The sequence below is a fragment of the Promicromonospora sp. NPDC050262 genome (assembly GCF_040655935.1).
GTDB lineage: Bacteria > Actinomycetota > Actinomycetes > Actinomycetales > Cellulomonadaceae > Promicromonospora.
Map to the genome: position 1 here is coordinate 462,734 of NZ_JBFAKX010000001.1, position 13,749 is coordinate 476,482.

Annotated in this window: 11 protein-coding genes; 9 read left to right on the forward strand and 2 right to left on the reverse strand. The window is 71.9% G+C overall.

Annotated features, from left to right (window positions below; all coding sequences use genetic code 11):
* The first annotated feature begins 32 nt into the window (after positions 1-32).
* The 3 genes from lpdA (at position 33) to AB0I29_RS02045 (ending at position 4,383) form a co-directional block, all read left to right on the forward strand.
* Positions 33-1,451: a dihydrolipoyl dehydrogenase gene (gene lpdA / locus AB0I29_RS02035; RefSeq protein WP_285104298.1), complete on the forward strand. Its 1,419-nt coding sequence runs from the start codon at positions 33-35 to the stop codon at positions 1,449-1,451.
* A 29-nt stretch (positions 1,452-1,480) separates the two neighbouring features.
* A complete protein-coding gene (gene sucB, locus AB0I29_RS02040) occupies positions 1,481-3,301 on the forward strand; it encodes a 2-oxoglutarate dehydrogenase, E2 component, dihydrolipoamide succinyltransferase (protein ID WP_285104296.1) in 1,821 nt (606 codons plus the stop codon).
* A 158-nt stretch (positions 3,302-3,459) separates the two neighbouring features.
* The gene (locus AB0I29_RS02045; protein ID WP_357477396.1) at positions 3,460-4,383 is read left to right on the forward strand and encodes a TIGR01777 family oxidoreductase; all 924 of its coding nucleotides are present in this window, start codon (positions 3,460-3,462) and stop codon (positions 4,381-4,383) included.
* A 51-nt stretch (positions 4,384-4,434) separates the two neighbouring features.
* Here the strand turns inward: AB0I29_RS02045 and AB0I29_RS02050 are convergent, their stop codons facing one another.
* Positions 4,435-5,898, reverse strand: coding sequence for a hypothetical protein (locus AB0I29_RS02050; protein ID WP_285104291.1), 1,464 nt, complete (start codon positions 5,896-5,898; stop codon positions 4,435-4,437).
* 98 nt (positions 5,899-5,996) lie between these two features.
* Entirely contained in the window at positions 5,997-7,085 is a 1,089-nt protein-coding gene (locus AB0I29_RS02055) for a Gfo/Idh/MocA family oxidoreductase (RefSeq protein WP_285104289.1), read from the reverse strand.
* Positions 7,086-7,250: 165 nt separating this feature from the next.
* Between AB0I29_RS02055 and AB0I29_RS02060 the strand changes: the two genes are divergently transcribed.
* The 6 genes from AB0I29_RS02060 (at position 7,251) to glnA (ending at position 13,672) form a co-directional block, all read left to right on the forward strand.
* Complete coding sequence (locus AB0I29_RS02060; protein WP_285104288.1) at positions 7,251-7,964, forward strand: HNH endonuclease family protein; 714 nt, start codon at positions 7,251-7,253, stop codon at positions 7,962-7,964.
* 230 nt (positions 7,965-8,194) lie between these two features.
* A complete protein-coding gene (locus AB0I29_RS02065; protein WP_357477401.1) occupies positions 8,195-9,193 on the forward strand; it encodes a type IV toxin-antitoxin system AbiEi family antitoxin domain-containing protein in 999 nt (332 codons plus the stop codon).
* Between the two features lie 121 nt (positions 9,194-9,314).
* Positions 9,315-10,007, forward strand: coding sequence for a lipoyl(octanoyl) transferase LipB (gene lipB / locus AB0I29_RS02070; RefSeq protein ID WP_285104284.1), 693 nt, complete (start codon positions 9,315-9,317; stop codon positions 10,005-10,007).
* Between the two features lie 91 nt (positions 10,008-10,098).
* Positions 10,099-11,100 (forward strand): lipoyl synthase, encoded by a 1,002-nt coding sequence (gene lipA / locus AB0I29_RS02075; RefSeq protein ID WP_108493590.1) that lies wholly within the window; start codon positions 10,099-10,101, stop codon positions 11,098-11,100.
* Positions 11,101-11,142: 42 nt separating this feature from the next.
* The gene (locus AB0I29_RS02080) at positions 11,143-11,880 is read left to right on the forward strand and encodes a DUF4191 domain-containing protein (protein WP_285104282.1); all 738 of its coding nucleotides are present in this window, start codon (positions 11,143-11,145) and stop codon (positions 11,878-11,880) included.
* Between the two features lie 367 nt (positions 11,881-12,247).
* Positions 12,248-13,672 carry a type I glutamate--ammonia ligase gene (glnA, locus tag AB0I29_RS02085; RefSeq protein WP_357477407.1) on the forward strand — a complete coding sequence of 475 codons (1,425 nt, stop codon included), beginning with the start codon at positions 12,248-12,250 and terminating at the stop codon, positions 13,670-13,672.
* The last annotated feature ends 77 nt before the right edge of the window (positions 13,673-13,749 follow it).

Consider the following 13,749-nt stretch of genomic DNA (forward strand, 5'->3'; position numbering starts at 1 on the left):
TCACCGCCGCAGAGTCAACGAGGAGCCAGCACGTGCCTACGCATGACAGTCCGACCACGTTCGACGTCGTCGTGCTCGGCGGGGGAAGCGGCGGCTACGCCACCGCGCTCCGCTCCGCACAGCTGGGCCTGAGCGTGGCCCTCGTGGAGGAGGGCAAGCTCGGCGGAACGTGCCTGCACGTGGGCTGCGTCCCCACCAAGGCGCTGCTTCACGCAGCCGAGGTGGCCGACGCCGCCACGCACGGCGCGCAGTTCGGTGTGCGCACCTCGCTGGACGGCATCGACATGCCCGGCGTGCTCGCCTACAAGGACTCCGTGGTCGCCGGCCTCTACAAGGGCCTGCAGGGGCTGATCGCCTCGCGGAAGATCACCGTCGTCGAGGGGCACGGCACGCTCGCCTCCCCCGGCGTCGTCGAGGTCACCGCCGCGGACGGCGCGAAGACCAGCTGGACCGGCACCCACGTGGTGCTCGCGACCGGCTCGTACGCGAAGACGCTGCCCGGCCTGGAGCTCGGCGGCCGCATCCTCACCTCCGACCAGGCGCTCACGCTGGACACCGTGCCCAAGTCGGTCGTGGTGCTCGGCGGCGGCGTGATCGGCGTGGAGTTCGCCAGCGTCTGGAAGTCCTTCGGCGCCGACGTGCAGATCGTCGAGGCGCTGCCCCACCTCGTCCCCAACGAGGACGTCGCCCTCTCGAAGGCGCTGGAGCGCGCGTTCCGCAAGCGTGGCATCAAGTTCTCCCTGGGCGAGCGCTTCGCCCAGGCCAAGCAGTCCGACGACGGCGTCCAGGTCGAGCTGGAGTCGGGCACCACGTTCGACGCCGAGCTTCTGCTCGTCGCCGTCGGGCGCGGAGCGCGGACCGCCGACCTCGGCTACGAGGCCGCTGGTGTGCGCGTCGACCGCGGGTTCGTGCTGACCGACGAGCTGCTCCGCACCGGCGTCCCGACGCCGGCCGGCGGGCAGGTCTGGGCCGTCGGTGACATCGTGCCCGGCCTGCAGCTGGCCCACCGCGGGTTCGCGCAGGGCATCTTCGTGGCCGAGCAGATCGCGGGCCTGTCGCCCGCACCGATCGACGAGGCGACGATCCCGCGCGTCACCTACTGCGAGCCGGAGGTGGCGTCGGTCGGCGTCACAGAGGCACGGGCCGCCGAGCTGTACGGCCCGGACGGGGTGGAGACCATCGAGTACAACCTGGCGGGCAACGGCAAGAGCAAGATCCTGGGTACCCAGGGCTTCGCGAAGCTCGTGCGCCGCAAGGACGGACCCGTGGTCGGTATGCACCTGATCGGCTCGCGCGTGGGCGAGCTGATCGGCGAGGGCCAGCTCATCGTGGGCTGGGAGGCGTTCCCTGAGGACGTCGCCTCGCTCGTCCACGCACATCCCACCCAGAACGAGGCACTCGGAGAGGCACACATGGCACTGGCCGGCAAGCCTCTGCACGCCCACAACTGACCATAACGACAAAGGAGACCCCACAGGTCATGTCTGAGAACGTGCAGCTGCCGGCCCTCGGCGAATCCGTCACCGAGGGCACTGTCACCCGCTGGCTCAAGGCTGTCGGCGACGAGGTCGCCGTCGACGAGCCGCTGCTCGAGGTGTCGACCGACAAGGTCGACACCGAGATCCCGTCGCCGATCGCCGGCGTGCTCGAGCAGATCCTCGTCCAGGAGGACGACACCGTGGAGGTCGGCGCCACCCTCGCCGTCATCGGCGACGGCTCCGGATCCGGTGCCGCCCCGGCAGCGCCTGCCGCCGAGCCCGCCGCTGCCGAGGCCCCCGCCCCGGAGGCGACGCCCGAGCCGGCCGAGGCCGCTCCCGCCGAGGCACCCGCGGCGGAGTCGCCCGCCCCTGCCGAGGCTCCGGCCGAGGCGCCCGCGCCGGCTCCGGCCGGTGCCGGCACCGACGTGCCGCTGCCCGCGCTGGGCGAGTCGGTCACCGAGGGCACCGTGACGCGCTGGCTCAAGGAGGTCGGTGACGACGTCGCCGTCGACGAGCCCCTGCTCGAGGTCTCGACCGACAAGGTCGACACCGAGATCCCGTCGCCCGTCGCGGGGACGCTCCAGGAGATCCTGGTCAAGGAGGACGAGACCGTCGAGGTCGGCGCCATCCTGGCCCGCGTCGGTTCCGGCGCCGCCGCTCCGGCTGCTGCTCCGGCGCCTGCTGCTCCGGCTCCGGCCCCCGCCGCTGCTGCACCGGCCGCCGCTCCGGCTGCTCCGGCACCCGCTGCCCCAGCACCCGCTGCCCCGGCGCCCGCTGCTCCGGCTCCGGCACCTGCCCCCGCGCCTGCCGCGCCGGCACCGGCCGCGGCCGCTCCGGCGCCTGCTGCTCCGGCGCCCGCCGCCGCTGCTCCCGCCGCCGCGGGCGGTCGCACCATCGGCTCGTACCTGACCCCGCTCGTGCGCAAGCTCGCCGCGGAGAAGGGCGTCGACGTCGCGGAGGTGAAGGGCACCGGTGTCGGTGGCCGCATCCGCAAGGAGGACGTGCTCGCCGCCGCCGAGGCCAAGGCCGCCCCGGCACCCGCCGCCGCTGCCGCACCTGCTGCGAAGGCGCCCGCTGCGACCAAGCTCGAGGTGTCGCCGCTGCGCGGCACCACGGAGAAGATGTCGCGCCTGCGCAAGATCGTCGCCGAGCGCATGCTCGAGGCCGTCCAGTCGCAGGCCCAGCTGACCACGGTCCTGGAGGTCGACGTCACCCGCGTCGCGAAGCTCCGGGGGAAGGCCAAGGAGTCGTTCGCCGCGCGCGAGGGCGCGAAGCTGACCTTCCTGCCGTTCTTCACGCTGGCCGCCGTCGAGGCGCTCAAGGCGTACCCGAAGATCAACGCCACGATCGACACCGAGAAGGGCGAGATCACCTACCACGGCTCGGAGAACGTCGGCATCGCCGTCGACACCGAGCGTGGCCTCGTGGTCCCGGTCATCAAGAACGCGGGCGACCTGAACCTGGCGGGCATCGCCCGGCAGATCCAGGACCTGGGTGCGCGCACCCGCGCCAACAAGGTGACGCCGGACGAGCTCTCGGGCGGGACGTTCAACATCACGAACACCGGCTCCGGCGGCTCCCTCATCGACACGCCGATCGTGCCGCTGGGCCACGCGGCCATCCTGGGTACGGGCACCATCACCAAGCGCCCGGTCGTGGTGACCGACGCGGAGGGCAACGAGAGCATCGCGGTGCGCTCGATGGCGTACATCTTCCTGTCCTACGACCACCGCCTGGTCGACGGTGCGGACGCCGCGCGCTTCCTCACCGCGATCAAGAACCGGATCGAGGAGGGCGCGTTCGAGGCCGAGGTCGGTCTCTGACGACGTCCCACGGGTCGGCCGGGTAGCTCACGCACCTGACGCCGACCCCGCAGCAGCGGGTGGTGGCCGGTTCCGGGTTCGGGACCGGCCACAGCCGTCTGTCCGCAGTCGGTGCCATGCCGTCGGTGCCCCGCCGTCGGGCAGGCTAGATTCGCGGCATGGACGTAGTCGTGGCCGGGTCGCACGGCCTCATCGGCTCCGCGCTGGTCTCGGACCTCGTCGCCCGAGGGCACGGCGTGCGCCGCCTGGTGCGGCGCGGGAGCGAGTCGTCCGGTTCCGCCGAGGCCGCCGCGGGCCCGCCCGGCGTCCGGCACGTGCCGTGGGACCCGCGCACCGGCGAGCTGGACCAGGCCGCGCTGGAGGGCGCGGACGCCGTCGTGAACCTGGCCGGGGCGGGGATCGGTGACCACCGCTGGACCCCGGCCTACAAGCAGAAGCTCCTGGGCTCGCGCACCACGACGACGAGCCTGCTCGCCCGCACGATCGCGCGCCTGGACGGCCCGCCGGTGCTGGTCAACGCGTCGGCGATCGGGGCGTACGGGGACCGCGGGGACGAGGTCCTGACCGAGGCGTCGGAACGGGGGGACGACTTCCTCGCGGGCCTGGTCAAGGCCTGGGAGAACGCCACGGCGCCCGCCACCGCCGCCGGGGCCCGCGTCGTCTGGCTGCGCAGCGGCATCGTGCTCGCGCCGTCGGGCGGGGCGCTCGGCAGGCTGCTGCCGCTCCTGCGCCTCGGTGTGGGCGGGCCGCTCGGCAATGGCCGGCAGTGGTGGAGCTGGATCACGCTCACCGACGAGGTCGCGGCGATCCGCCACGTCATCGGCGCGGACGTGCGCGGCCCCGTCAACGCCGTGGCGCCCGAGCCCACCACCAACCGAGACCTGACCCGGGCACTCGCCCAGGCCCTCCACCGGCCCGCTGCCCTGACGGTGCCCCGGTTCGCCCTGCGGATCGCGCTCGGAGAGTTCGCCGGCGACCTCGTGGCCTCCCAGCGGGTCGTCCCCGCGGTGCTCAACCGCACCGGGTTCACCTGGACGCACACCGCCCCCGAGGAGGCGGCGCGCTGGGTCGCCGGACGCTGAGCCGGCCCGGCGCGCCCGGCGGGCCGGACCGGCCCGCCTGGCGGCACCGCGTCAGCGGACCTCGCTGACCCGCCAGCCGGCCGGCGTCCAGACCAGGGTCAGGTCGGCGGACTCCTTCGATGCCGGCACCGCCGTCTCGCCGTCGGCGGACACCTGCCGGTGCGCGGTGATCGTGTACTGAATCCGCACGATCGCCTCGATCGGCACCTTCTTGGCGGACGTCTGCTCGGCGGCGTCGTCCGACGTCTGCACCGTCTTGCGCGACGCCGTGGTCGCGCTCTGCACGGCCGACGCGGCACCAGGGCCCTGGGTCACGACCTCGATGGACTCCACCTCGGCGGACGCGCCGACCACCTGGGACCGGTTCTGCTTGAGCTCGTCGAGGATCTGCTGGTCGGCAAGGTAGGCCGGCGAGCCCTCCAGGTTGACCGTGCTGATGTCGGAGACGGCGCCCGCCAGCAGCGCGAGGCGACGCTCGGTGAGCTCGACCGCGGCGCCTGCCGGGTCCTTGGCGTTGCTCACCGGGTTGATGCCGCCCCAGACGGGGGTGGAGGCCTCGGGTGAGGGCGCCGCGACGGCGGGCTCCTCGCCGCCGAACGCCTCGGGCAGGGCGGTGACCCCCGCCGTGATCCCCGTGACCACGCCGGCGGCGATCATGACCGTCGCGAGCACGGAGCCCGCGGTGACGCGCGGCTCGGCGGCCCGCGCGCCCGGTCGTGCGCCGGCGGCCCGGCCCGTGACGGGCATCGTCGCCCGGCGCCGCGCGCTGGTCGCCCAGGAGCGTGCGTCGACCGCCGCGATGGAGCCTGTCAGCGTCTTGGCCGCGGAGCGCCAGGCCGACGGCGTGTGCGCGCCGAGCGGCACGTGACCGGCGATGGGCACGGGCCCGCTGATGGCGGCCGAGACGAGGGCGGAGGCGTCCGGGAGGCGCACCGGCTGCGGCGTCACGGCGTCGTTCGCGAGCGCCGCGAGCGTGCCCGGCTCGGGCCGGTCGCGCGGGTCCTCCGCCCGGGCGCGGGCCAGGACGGCCCGCAGCGCCTGGTCGGCCTTGGAGTCCAGGCTCGGCCCGGGGAAGCCCAGCACCGACTCGACCAGTGTGGCCAGCGAGGTGACGTCGACCGGGTCGTCGCTGTGCTCGGGCAGCGTGACGCGCGGGCGCAGCACGGCGCTCCCGTCGCTGCGCAGCAGCACGTCCGTGGGCCGCACGCCGCCGTGGACCAGGCCCACGCTGTGCAGCGCGGCGAGCGCCTGCGCGATGGCGACGGTGATCCCGGCGCCCTCGGCGGCGGTCAGGGGACCGCGCGAGCCGACGGCGGTCGGCAGGTCGACCGCGCCCGTCCGCGACAGCCGGACGTCGAGGTTGTCCGGGCCGTTCGGCGAGATGGCGATGAGCGGCACGAGATGGGGGTGGTCCAGTGTCGCGAGGGTGTCCAGGCGGCGCACCAGAAGCTCCCGTGCCGCGGCCTCGGTGGGGACGGCTACGCGGACCAGTTCCGCGGATTCGATGTAGTGCACCCGATCATGAGAACTCCGTGAATCGGAGCCCGCTCTTTATCCACAGGATTTGCCGAATTCGACGCCCTGTGGGTGAACTCCTGGGTACACGCAGGGAATCACACGTCGACGAGCCGCCCCTCCTTGGCCGAGACCCGGGCCGCGTCCAGGACCTCCGCGGTCCGGACGGCGTCGGCGGGATCGACGGGCACGTCGGCCTCGCCGGCGAGCCACTCGGCCACGGCGGAGTAGAAGTCGCCGTGGCCGCCGCGGGGCTGCGGCACGGCGGTCCGCTCGCGGCCGCGGGTGAGCCAGCCGTGGGTGCCCTCGGGCTGGTCGTCGTCGAGCACGTCGAAGGGCGACGCGTCGCCCTCGAACGAGTTCACCAGGTACGCGCCCCCGTCGCCGAGCACACGGGTGCGCGGTCCGGGGGCGCCGACCAGGGAACCGGCCCACAGCCGGGAGACCACGCCCTTGGCGGGCGGCTCGACGCCGAACAGGACGTCGGCGGCCGCGGCGCGCCCCGGGACCGCACCGGGCCTGGTGCCCGGCGCGGCGTGGTGCAGCACGAGGAACACGTCGTCCTCGGTGGGCGTCGAGAGCGAGCGGGTCTCGGCGTACACGGAGACCACCGGCCCGAACAGCTGGGTGGCCGAGTCCACGAGGTGCGGGCCGAGGTCGAGCAGGAGCCCGCCGCCCACGACGTCGTTCTCCTTCCACCGCTGCTGGGGCTTGGGCCGCCAGCGCTCCCAGTGCCGCTCGAAGGTGTGCACCTTGCCGAGGTCGCCCCGGTCCAGCAGGGCCTTGAGCGTGAGCTGCTCCGGGTCCCAGCGCCGGTTGTGGAACACGGTGAACGGCGTGCCCGACGACGACGCCGCGGCCACCACCCGGCGGGCCTCCGCCGCCGTGGTCGCGATCGGCTTGTCCAGCACGAAGGGCTTGCCCGCCACGGAGACGGCGTTCGCGTGCTCGGCGTGCAGGGAGGAGGGACTGGCGATGACGACCAGGTCGTAGAGACCGGGCTCCGCCAGCATCGAGGGCAGGTCGTTGAAGAGCCGCGCGCCGGGCCAGTCACCGGCCGCCTGGACGCGCCGTCCCGAGTCGCGCGCGACGACCGCCGTTACCGACATACCCGCAGCTCGCGCCAGCCGAGCGTGAATTTGCCTGCCCGCGCCGCCGTAGCCGACAATCCCGATCCGAAGTGCCATGGCCCCATCGTGCCCCGCGGGACGCAGCGACGCGAGATTACTGGTCAGCCGCTTAATTCCCGTAACACAACTCTGGCAGACTGGGGCAAGAGGTGCGTTTCGCACGTTCTTAGACTTTGTCCGGCCATCTTTGGTCGGACCAACGGCCGACAGATTGAGGGGCTCGTGTCCGCCACAGCCAAGAAGTCCAGCCAGACCCGTAAGACCCTGCAGCTCGTGCTCATCGCCGTCGCGGCGCTGGTGCTCGCCGGCAACTTCGTCGTCAAGTCCCTGGGTGACGACGTCGCCCCCGCCGAGGGCGCGGAGGGTTCGGCCCTCGCGGCGCTGGACACGCTGACCGTGCAGGACGCCGCCACCGAGGACGGCTACGACCGCGAGTCCGACTTCGGCAGCGCCTGGCAGGACGCCGACGACAACGGCTGCGACACCCGCAACGACATGCTCCAGCGCGACCTCGACGACTTCGTGCTCACCGACGGCGACTCGTGCCAGGTGGCCTCCGGCACGCTCGACGACCCGTACACGGGCGAGACCATCGAGTTCGAGCGGGGCGAGAACTCCGGCGCCGTGCAGATCGACCACGTCGTCGCCCTGATGAACGCGTGGACCACCGGCGCGGCCGACTGGGACAAGGACAAGCGCGTCGCCATCGCGAACGACCCCCTCAACCTCGTCGCCTCGGACGGCCCCGCCAACATGGGCAAGGGTGCCAAGGACGCCTCGGAGTGGCTGCCGGAGAACCAGGCCTACCGCTGCGAGTACGTGGCGCGGCAGATCGCCGTCAAGGCCAAGTACGAGCTGTGGGTCACGCCCGCCGAGCACGACGCCATGGAGGACGTCCTGACGAGCTGCCCGGCGGAGACGCTCCCGGCCTCCTGATGGGGCGGATCCTTGCTGACGGTGGATCAGCAGGCAGTCGGCGACCATCACCGGACCGCACGCAGTCGTCCCCGGCCTGCTGAACGCCACTCAGCACCATTGGCCCGGCAGACCCTGGTTGAGGTGGCAGCAGAGGCGTAGCGCGACCACAGGTCCGGGTTCGGCGAGGTTGTGCACAGGCTCGGCCCGCGCGCCGTCGACGGCGGGCTCCGCGGTGATCTGATCCCCGCATGCGTTCGCTCACCGCGGTCCCCCAGATGCTGCACGACCTCGCCGCCAGACAGGAAGGCCTCGTCTCCGTGCGGCAGTGCTACGCCGCAGGCATCGACCGGCGGCGCATCGGACGGCTCGTCGACCGCGGTGTCTGGCGCAGGGAGGGTGGCCGCGTCGTCGACACCGACCCCGCTCCGCCGGCCACGCGGGTACGGGACGACTACTTCGACCATCTCCGACGCCGGTCCGCGGTGAAGGGTCTGCTCGTCTGGCCGGGAACGGCTGCCGTCGGGTGCGCCGCACTCGCCCTGCACGGGGTCGCCGGCCTGCCCCGGCGCATCGACCCCGAGGTCTCGTTCCCCCGGGGCACTCGCCATCAGGGGCGGGACGGCGTGCTCGTGCGCCAGTACGGGAACTTCGGGTCCCAGGTCCACGGCTCCTGGCGCATCGCGAAGGTCGAGTGCGCGCTGGCCCAGGCCCTGCCCGGTCTCTCGCGGGACGACGCGGTCGCCGTGGTCAGCAGTGCCCTGAACAAGGGCCTGCTCGGCACGACCGGGCGCGCCGACGTCGAACGGCTGCTGCGCGGGCGCCGGGGATCCGTGGAAGCCGTACGCCGGCTCGGCCTCTCGGACGGCGGGGACGAGTCCCCCGCGGAGACACGTACCCGCCTCTCCTGCATCGACCACGGCGTACCTCCCGACCGCGTCCAGGTGGAGTTCCGAGAGAACGGGACGTTCCTCGGCCGCTGCGACCTCGGCTGGCGGCTGCGTGACGGGCGATGGCTCGTGGTCGAGGTCGACGGCGTCGGACCGCACTCCACACCGGAGGCCCTGGTCAAGGACGCACCCCGGCAGAACCGGCTGCTCGCGACCGGGAAGATCGTGCTGCTGCGCTTCAAGCCGGCCGACAACGACCTCCCGGGAGGCATCGGGGCGGTCGTCGCTGCCCGTCTCAAGCACCTGGGCGGCCACTCCCCAGAACCCGCGCCCCGACTGTCTCCGGTCCACCTGGACTGAGTGCGGTTCAGCAGGCCGAAGGCGACCGCGACCGGGCCCCTGACGGCCGTCGATCTCCTGCTGAACCCTGATCAACACGCTCTCGGCGGCGGCCCAGCGGCGCGGGTCTAGGCTTGCGCGCATGGACATCCGACACCTCACCGGGCACGTCGAGTACCACGAGGGCTGGGACCTGCAGCGACGCACCCACGAGGGCGTCCGCGCGGAGGACCTGGCCGACACCGTCTTCTTCCTGGAGCACGAGTCCGTCTACACGGCGGGCGCGCGCACGCACCGCGACGAGTACCCGACCGACGGCACCGAGGTCGTCAAGGTCGACCGCGGCGGCAAGATCACGTGGCACGGGCCGGGCCAGATCGTGGCCTACCCGATCATCAAGCTGGCCAAGCCGTTCGACGTCGTCGAGTACGTCCGCACGCTGGAGCAGGCGGTGATGGACGTGTGCGCCGCGTTCGGCGTGGAGACCATGCGGGTCGAGGGCCGCTCCGGCGTCTGGGTCGCCGCCGACTCCCCCGACGTGCCGAACCCCCGGCTCGAACGCAAGGTGTGCGCCATCGGGGCCCGGGTCGCCAAGGGTGTGACCATGCACGGCCTGGCCCTGAACTGCGACGCCGACCTGGCCGCGTTCGACCACATCGTGCCGTGCGGCATCCCGGCGGAGGACGCCGACGTCACCTCGCTGACCGCCGAGGCCGGCCGGCGGGTCACCGTCGACGAGGTCCGGCCCCTGCTGGAGGCGGCCCTGATCGAGCGCCTCTCGCCGCTGCTCGCGCGGGACTCCGCGCCGGCCGAGGCCGTCGCCGCGTCAGCGTGACGAACGCCACGTGCCGCCCCGGGGACGGCCGCGCGACGGCGGTCTCCCGAGGCTTAGGCTGGGCCAACCCGCTGACCTGGGAGGGATCTGCGTGACCATCGCACCTGAAGGCCGACGCATGTTGCGCATCGAAGCGCGCAACTCGGCCACGCCCATCGAGAAGAAGCCCGAGTGGATCAAGACCCGGGCGGTGATGGGACCCGAGTACCGCGACATGAAATCGCTCGTGAAGGGCGAGGGCCTGCACACGGTCTGCGAGGAGGCCGGCTGTCCCAACATCTTCGAGTGCTGGGAGGACCGCGAGGCCACCTTCCTCATCGGCGGTGACCAGTGCACGCGCCGCTGCGACTTCTGCCAGATCGACACGGGCAAGCCCGCCGACTTCGACAAGGACGAGCCGCGCCGCGTGGCGGAGTCCGTGCGGACCATGGGCCTGAAGTACTCGACCGTCACGGGCGTCGCCCGCGACGACCTGGCCGACGGCGGCGCCTGGCTCTACGCGGAGACCGTCCGCCAGATCCACGCACTCAACCCCGGTACCGGCGTGGAGCTCCTCATCCCGGACTTCAACGCCATCCCCGAGCTGCTCGACGCCGTCAACGAGTCCCGCCCCGAGGTGCTCGCGCACAACGTGGAGACCGTGCCGCGGATCTTCAAGCAGATCCGCCCGGCCTTCACCTACGAGCGGTCGCTCTCGGTCATCACCCGGGCCCGTGACGCCGGCCTGGTCACCAAGTCCAACCTGATCCTCGGCATGGGCGAGACCGTCGACGAGGTCAAGCAGGCGCTGCAGGACCTGCACGACGCCGGCTGCGACATCATCACGATCACCCAGTACCTGCGCCCGTCGCTACGCCACCACCCGGTGGACCGCTGGGTGCGGCCGGAGGAGTTCGTGGAGCTGTCCGAGACGGCCGAGGAGATCGGCTTCCTCGGCGTCATGGCCGGGCCGCTGGTGCGCTCGTCCTACCGCGCGGGCCGGCTGTGGGGCCAGGCGATGACCAAGCACGGCCGCGCGATCCCCGAGGCGCTCTCGCACCTCGCACAGCCCACCACGTCCCGTCAGGAGGCGGCGAGCCTGCTGGCGCGCTGACCCGGCACGCCGAACCCTCGCAGCGCACTAGAATCGATGACCATGGCCCGAACCTCGTCCGGAGGCGAAGCGCGCGACGACGCGTCCGTCACCAAGCAGAAGAAGCCCAAGAAGCGCCGCTGGTATCACCAGCTGTGGGACGTCTACCAGATGACCCGCAAGCAGAACCCGCTCGTCACCTGGTGGATGCTCGCCGCGTTCATCGGTGTGGTGGCGGTGGCGCTGCTCATCGGCGTGCTCGCGGGCCCGTGGGTCTACGCGCTCGTCATCGGCGTGCCGTTCGGCGTGCTGGCGGCGATGTTCGTGCTGTCGCGCAGCGCGGAGAAGGCCGCCTACACGCAGATCGCCGGTCAGCCGGGCGCGGCGCGCGCCGCGCTCGGCACCGTGCGCGGCGGCTGGACGTTCGAGGACGAGCCCGTGGCCGTCGACGCCCGCAACCAGGACTTCGTGTTCCGGGGTGTGGGCCGAGCCGGCGTCGTGCTGGTCTCCGAGGGTCCCTCGCACCGCGTGACGCGGCTGCTCGACCAGGAGCGCAAGAAGGTCAGCCGCATCCTGTCCAACGTGCCGGTCACCGTCATCCAGTGCGGCGACGGCGAGGGCCAGGTGCCGCTGACCAAGGTCGCGCGAGCCGTCACCCGGCTCAAGTCGACGCTGACCCGGGCCGAGGTGGCCGAGATCAGCAAGCGCCTCAAGGCCATCGGCGGCATGAAGCTGCCGATCCCCAAGGGCATCGACCCGACCCGGGCCCGCCCCGACCGCAAGGGCATGCGCGGTCGCTGACCGGCTCCCGGCCGGCACCAGCCGGCCGCGGACGCCGTCGGGCAGCCGAGCGGCCTGACCTCGAGAGGGGCGCCTCCCGTACGGGAGGCGCCCCTTTTGCGCACCCGGCGGTCGTCCGATGGACGGACGCCGCCGGGCCGCGGCATGTGAGTTCTGGCACGCTGTGATAACGCTGCCGGAGCTACCACCAGCACATCTCCCCACGGTTACACGGTCGAGAGGCGCGAGAAACACTCCGGCAACAATCAGTAACCCGAGAGAAACCACCTGCCCTTAGGTTCGTGGCGATCCGCGTGCAAGCCTGCCCAGCCGTTCGGCGTCGTGCGACGGACTCCCCCTGGACTTATCGAGCGAGCAAGGAGCGCAGATGTTCAACAACGCCGAGGAGGCGATTGCCTTCACCCGCAACGAGGGGGTGGAGTTCGTCGACGTCCGGTTCATCGACCTGCCGGGTGTCACTCAGCACTTCAACATCCCGGTCGAGCAGTTCGACGAGGACGCCTTCAGCGAGGGCCTCATGTTCGACGGCTCGTCCATCCGCGGTTTCCAGGCGATCCACGAGTCCGACATGAAGCTCGTGCCGGACATCGCGACGGCGTACATCGACCCGTTCCGCAAGGCCAAGACGCTGATCGTGAACTTCTCGATCGTGGACCCGTTCACGGGTGACGCCTACGCCCGCGACCCGCGCAACATCGCGGCCAAGGCCGAGGCGTACCTGAAGTCGACCGGCATCGCCGACACCGTGTTCTTCGGTGCCGAGGCCGAGTTCTACGTGTTCGACGACGTGCGCTTCAAGACCGCGTCGAACGAGAGCTTCTACTCCATCGACTCCGTCGAGGCTGCGTGGAACACCGGTCGCGAGGAGGAGGGTGGCAACCTCGGGTACAAGACCCGTTACAAGGGCGGCTACTTCCCCACCTCGCCGAGCGACCGCTTCGCGGACCTGCGCGACGACATGGTCAAGACCCTCGGCCAGGTCGGCCTCTCCGTCGAGCGCGCGCACCACGAGGTGGGCACCGCCGGCCAGCAGGAGATCAACTACAAGTTCAACTCCCTGCTGCACGCCGCCGACGACCTGATGAAGTTCAAGTACGTCATCAAGAACGTCGCGTTCGAGGCCGGCAAGTCGGCCACGTTCATGCCGAAGCCGATCTTCGGCGACAACGGCTCGGGCATGCACTCGCACCAGTCGCTCTGGAAGAACGGCGAGCCGCTGTTCTACGACGAGAAGGGCTACGGCGGCCTGTCCGACCTGGCTCGCTGGTACATCGGCGGCATCCTGAAGCACGCGCCGTCGCTGCTCGCCTTCACCAACCCGTCGGTGAACTCGTACCACCGCCTGGTCCCGGGCTTCGAGGCCCCCGTGAACCTCGTCTACTCGGCTCGCAACCGCTCCGCCTCGATCCGTATCCCGATCACGGGTACGTCCCCGAAGGCGAAGCGCATCGAGTTCCGCGCGCCGGACCCGTCGTCGAACCCGTACCTGGCGTTCTCCGCGATGCTGATGGCCGGCCTGGACGGCATCAAGAACCGCATCGAGCCCCCGGCCCCGGTCGACAAGGACCTCTACGAGCTGCCGCCCGAGGAGCACGCGCAGATCGCCCAGGTCCCGACGTCGCTCAACGGCGTGCTCGACGCCCTCGAGGCCGACCACGAGTACCTCACCGCCGGTGACGTGTTCACGGAGGACCTGATCGAGACCTGGATCGCGTACAAGCGCGAGAACGAGATCGACCCGATCCGCCTGCGGCCGCACCCGCACGAGTTCGAGCTCTACTACGACATCTGATCCCTGGGCCCGGTAGGGCCTGGAGATGTCGCCGGAACGGCGGCTGGCCTGCGCTCTCGTCTCGCGACGAGGTGCGG